General features: G+C 67.0%; 6 protein-coding genes. 3 read left to right on the forward strand and 3 right to left on the reverse strand.

Translation table 11 applies throughout. The features are described from left to right. Positions 1-136: 136 nt before the first annotated feature. The gene (locus DJ74_RS15360) at positions 137-454 is read right to left on the reverse strand and encodes a DUF5785 family protein (protein WP_094524741.1); all 318 of its coding nucleotides are present in this window, start codon (positions 452-454) and stop codon (positions 137-139) included. 201 nt (positions 455-655) lie between these two features. Here DJ74_RS15360 and DJ74_RS15365 point away from each other — a divergent pair, with 201 nt between their 5' ends. Next, a complete protein-coding gene (locus tag DJ74_RS15365; RefSeq protein ID WP_094524742.1) occupies positions 656-1,825 on the forward strand; it encodes a glutathione-independent formaldehyde dehydrogenase in 1,170 nt (389 codons plus the stop codon). A 52-nt stretch (positions 1,826-1,877) separates the two neighbouring features. Here the strand turns inward: DJ74_RS15365 and DJ74_RS19300 are convergent, their stop codons facing one another. Beyond that, complete coding sequence (locus DJ74_RS19300; protein WP_176451360.1) at positions 1,878-2,045, reverse strand: hypothetical protein; 168 nt, start codon at positions 2,043-2,045, stop codon at positions 1,878-1,880. Positions 2,046-2,258: 213 nt separating this feature from the next. On the opposite strand from DJ74_RS19300, the gene DJ74_RS19305 reads away from it, so the two are divergent. Beyond that, positions 2,259-2,411, forward strand: a complete 153-nt coding sequence (locus DJ74_RS19305) for a hypothetical protein (protein WP_170938320.1) — start codon at positions 2,259-2,261, stop codon at positions 2,409-2,411. Positions 2,412-2,435: 24 nt separating this feature from the next. On the opposite strand, the gene DJ74_RS15370 is transcribed toward DJ74_RS19305, so the two are convergent. Then, positions 2,436-3,563, reverse strand: coding sequence for a GTP-binding protein (locus DJ74_RS15370; protein ID WP_094527803.1), 1,128 nt, complete (start codon positions 3,561-3,563; stop codon positions 2,436-2,438). A 96-nt stretch (positions 3,564-3,659) separates the two neighbouring features. Here DJ74_RS15370 and DJ74_RS15375 point away from each other — a divergent pair, with 96 nt between their 5' ends. Next, complete coding sequence (locus DJ74_RS15375; protein WP_094527804.1) at positions 3,660-4,127, forward strand: hypothetical protein; 468 nt, start codon at positions 3,660-3,662, stop codon at positions 4,125-4,127. Positions 4,128-4,285: the final 158 nt, after the last annotated feature.

Genomic DNA, 4,285 nt, shown 5'->3' on the forward strand with positions numbered 1-4,285 from the left:
CGTCCCACTCGCTCCCTGCGGTGCTTGCGTCGCCTCCGCACTCCTCGCGGCTGGGGCTTTGGAGTCGCCCGCCGTCGAAGCAGTTATTTAAAAGAGAACGACTGATGCGTCCGAGACGTTTATCCCCGATTCGTATTCAGGCGCTGCCGTCGACGAACTGGTCGGCACCCTCGTAGAACCAGTAGCCGTTCTCGCGCATCACGCGGCCGAGCTCCTGGTGGAACTCGACGAAGTCCGCGAACTCCTCCTTCTCGACGCCCTCGAAGATCTCCTCGACGGAGACGACCGTCTCGTAGTCGATCCGGATCGGGTGGTCCCCGTACTGCTCGACGTACTCCGCGGTCGACAGCGGGAAGTCCTCCTCCTCGTCGATCTTCTTCGCGAGCACGGCGTGGCCGTACTGCCGCCTGCCCTCGCTGCCCTGCTCGCCGTCGGGGTCGTGTGGCCAGTCCATACCCTCCGTTTACCGTGCCGCAGGAAAGTCGTTGCGCTCCGCCGGACTCCCCGTCGACGCGCCACTGCGTCCCCTCGGCACACCGGCAGCCGACCGCGACGTACATGACGATTAATTGAATTGTACCATAATTTATTAACTATCTATGTAACGGAAAAACATTTAGAATACTCGAAGCTTTCCGTTAGGTTGGATCACATCATGAAAGCTGTTGTTTACCAAGGCCCGTACGACGTGGCCGTAGAAGAGGTAGATGACCCGGAGATCGAACACCCGAACGACGTCGTCGTCGACATCACGACGTCGTGTATCTGCGGCTCCGACCTGCACATGTACGAGGGTCGGACCGCGGCCGAGGAGGGGATCGTGTTCGGCCACGAGAACATGGGGATCGTCTCCGAAGTCGGTGAGGCCGTCTCGACACTGGAGGAGGGAGACCGCGTGGTGATGCCGTTTAACGTCTCCTGCGGGTTCTGCCAGAACTGCGAGGAGGGGTACACCGGCTTCTGTACCAACGTCAACCCCGGCTTCGCCGGCGGGGCCTATGGCTACGTCGCCATGGGGCCGTATCCGGGCGGACAGGCCGAGAAACTTCGCGTCCCGTACGCGGACCACAACGCGCTGAAACTGCCCGAGGGGCGCGAACACGAGGACGCGTTCTCGCTGCTCGCGGACATCTTCCCGACCGGCTGGCACGGCACCGAACTGGCGAACCTCCAGCCCGGGGAGTCGGTAGCGGTCTTCGGCGCCGGGCCGGTCGGGCTGATGGCCGCGTACAGCGCGAAGATCAAGGGCGCGGCCGAAATCTACGTCGTCGACCAGGTCCCGAGCCGACTGGAGCTGGCCGAGGACCACTGCGACGCGACCGCCATCGACTTCTCCGAAGGCGACCCGGTCGACCAGATCATCGAGGAACACGGCGGAATGGTCGACAAGGGCGTCGACGCGGTCGGGTATCAGGCGACCGACCCCGACAACGTCGACACCGAGACGGAGGACTACTCCTATCAGCCGGCCAAGGAGAACCCGGCGGTCGTGATCAACAACCTCATCCGCGTGGTCCGGCCGACGGGCGAGCTCGGCATCCCCGGCCTCTACGTCCCTGAGGACCCGGGCGCGCCCGACGACATGGCCGCGCAGGGGCGGCTCGGTATCGACTTCGGGAAGTTCTTCGAGAAGGGCCTCAAATGCGGCACGGGCCAGTGTAACGTCAAGTCGTACAACCGGTACCTCCGCGACATGATCATCGAGGGACGTGCCGACCCGAGCTGGGTGGTCTCGCACCGCGTCGACCTCGAGGAGGCCCCGGAGATGTACGAGGCGTTCGACGCCCGCGAGGAGGGCGTCACGAAGGTCCTCCTCGAACCCTGAGTCGCCGAGGCGCCGCCTCGCATCCGCTGTTCCGATTTTTCCGCCACCGATATCAGGTCCGGAGCCACGCCTTCGGGTGCTCCGCCCGGAGATGCGACTGGTACCGCGAGACGAGCTCCGGATAGCCGTCCGCGACGCAGTGCCAGCCGCAGTGCTCGCAGCGCCGCTCGACCGCCTCGTCGTCGCCCTGGACGTGTCCGCCCCGCCTGTAAGTGACCATAGTTGAGTGTCGCCGCGGCCGAGCCACGTCGATAGCTACCGTACGTCACGGACGGGGTTCACTCTGTCGGCGGACCCGAAATGCGCGACCGCCGGCGCTTCTCGGACGCGCGACCGCCCGAGCCCCTGAGACGCGCGACCGCCCGCGCTCCCGACAGCCGCTCTCAGTCCGGTCGCCGAAACCGGTATGTCGCTCCCTCGCGTGGGCACCCGTATGTGTAAGTACTGCAACTGGGCGTTCCACGACGGGTGGGGCGAGCTGCTGAAGTACGACGACGTCTACCAGTCGGCGGTCGGCACCGAGACCGAGTCCACCCACGGGTTCCACGAGGAGTGGGACGACTTACAGGCCGAACTGGGAATCTGAGCCCGACCGACTCTCGGGACCGATTCAGATCGGGAACGCGCTCGCTCCCTCGACCGCCTCGGGGTCCGACGCCGCCAAGTCGTCGAGTTCTCGCCGGATCCGCGACTCCTCCATCTCGCTGCCGATGAACACGAGCCGCGTGCGGCGGTCGTCGTCCGGTCCCCACTCGCCGATCGGCCCCGCCTGCACCGAGGGGCCGGCCTGACTCACGCCGATGACCTCGTCGGTGCCCGCGACGTTCGCGACGCCCTTCGCCCGCACGATGGCGCCGTCCCAGTCGTCGAGCCAGTCGGCGAACGGCTCCGGGGCGAGGGCGTTCGCGGAGCGGTAGACGAACGAGTCGACCCCGTGGGCCGCGGCGGCGCCCTCGGCGTGGTCGTGATCGTGGCCGTGAGCCTCCTCCTCCCCGCCGTGCCCGTCCGCCTCGCTTTCCGCGAGCGCGCGTTTCCACCCGGGCGACCGCTTGGCCGTCTCGAAGTCGAACCGTCCCGTGCCGAGCACCGCTCCGGGGTCGACCTCGGAGTAGCTCGTCCGGATCCGTTTCGCCCGCGGGCCGATCCGGTCGGCGACCGACTCGATCTCGTCGAGGACGTCGTCCGGGACCATGTCCGTCTTGTTCAACACGAGGACGTCGCAGAACTCGATCCCCTCGACGAGCACGTCCGCGAGGGGTCGGTCCGCGGCCGGCTCCCCGTCGCCCGGCAGGCTCTCGCCGGCGTCGAACTCCTTCCAGAACCCGTAGGTGTCGAGGACGGTGACCATCGTGTCGAGCCGGAAGCGTTCGGTGGGGTCGATCTCGGAGGCATCGGTCCCCTCCGTGAACGCCCGCGCCACCGGGATCGGTTCGGAGATGCCCGACGACTCCACGAGGAGGTAGTCGAACTCCCGCGACTCCGCGAGCGTCGCGGCCTCGCTCAGCAGGTCGTCCTGGAGTCGACAGCAGATACAGCCGTTCGAGAGGTCGACGATCCCCTCCTCGTCGTTCTCGCGGGCGACCAGCTCCGCGTCGACGTTCACCTCGCCCATGTCGTTTAAGATGACGGCGATCCGCCTGTCGCCGGGGTTCGCGAGCAGGTGGTTCACCATCGTCGTCTTCCCGGCGCCGAGGTACCCGCTGAGGACGGTCACGGGGATCCGGTCGTCGTCGCTCATACGTGTTACCGTGAGACGTGCTATCAGTATGAAACGATCGATCGGTGGGATCGTCCCGTCACAAAGCTTACTTCGCCCGCCCGGCCGTTCCCCGCCATGCGCCGCAGAGCCCTCCTCGCGACTGCGACGGCCGTCTCGACCGCCCCCCTCGCGGGCTGTCCCGTGCCGCCGTGGGGAGAAGTCCCCGACACCGTCGACGGCGCCGAACTTACGCTGCGCCGCGAGCACACCGGGGAGTTCGAATCCGACGAACCGAATCCACACGACGCCGCCGTCCTGATCCGCGCGGTCGACGCCGACCCGCCGCGGCTCACCGTCAGGGGACGGCTGCTCGACGGCTCGCGAGAGTGTTATCGGATCGAGCTGATCGAAGCGACGCTCGACGCCGACCGCCTGCTGGTCCGGTTGACCGCCGAATACGACCCGGACTGGGACGAGGAAGCGTGTCCGGACGTCGCCGTAGCCCACCCCTACGAGGTCATAATCGAGTTCGCGGAGGCGCCGGTCCCCGAGCGCGTCGAAGTCCGCCACAGCGACGAGACGATACTCGACGAACGGGTGTGATCGACAGAGAAACGGCGGATCGAGCTCACGCTTTTATACATATCCGGCAGCGGCGCGTGCCTGCGAGGCCGTGCCCGCGGCCGAGCCGCGAGGGACCTTCGGTCCCTCTGGAAGCCGGCGCTACGCGCCGGCGACAGCACGCGCGAGGGAGGCGGCGG

Origin of the sequence: Halorubrum sp. Ea8, from assembly GCF_002252925.1 — an archaeon.
In the GTDB taxonomy this organism is placed as follows: domain Archaea; phylum Halobacteriota; class Halobacteria; order Halobacteriales; family Haloferacaceae; genus Halorubrum.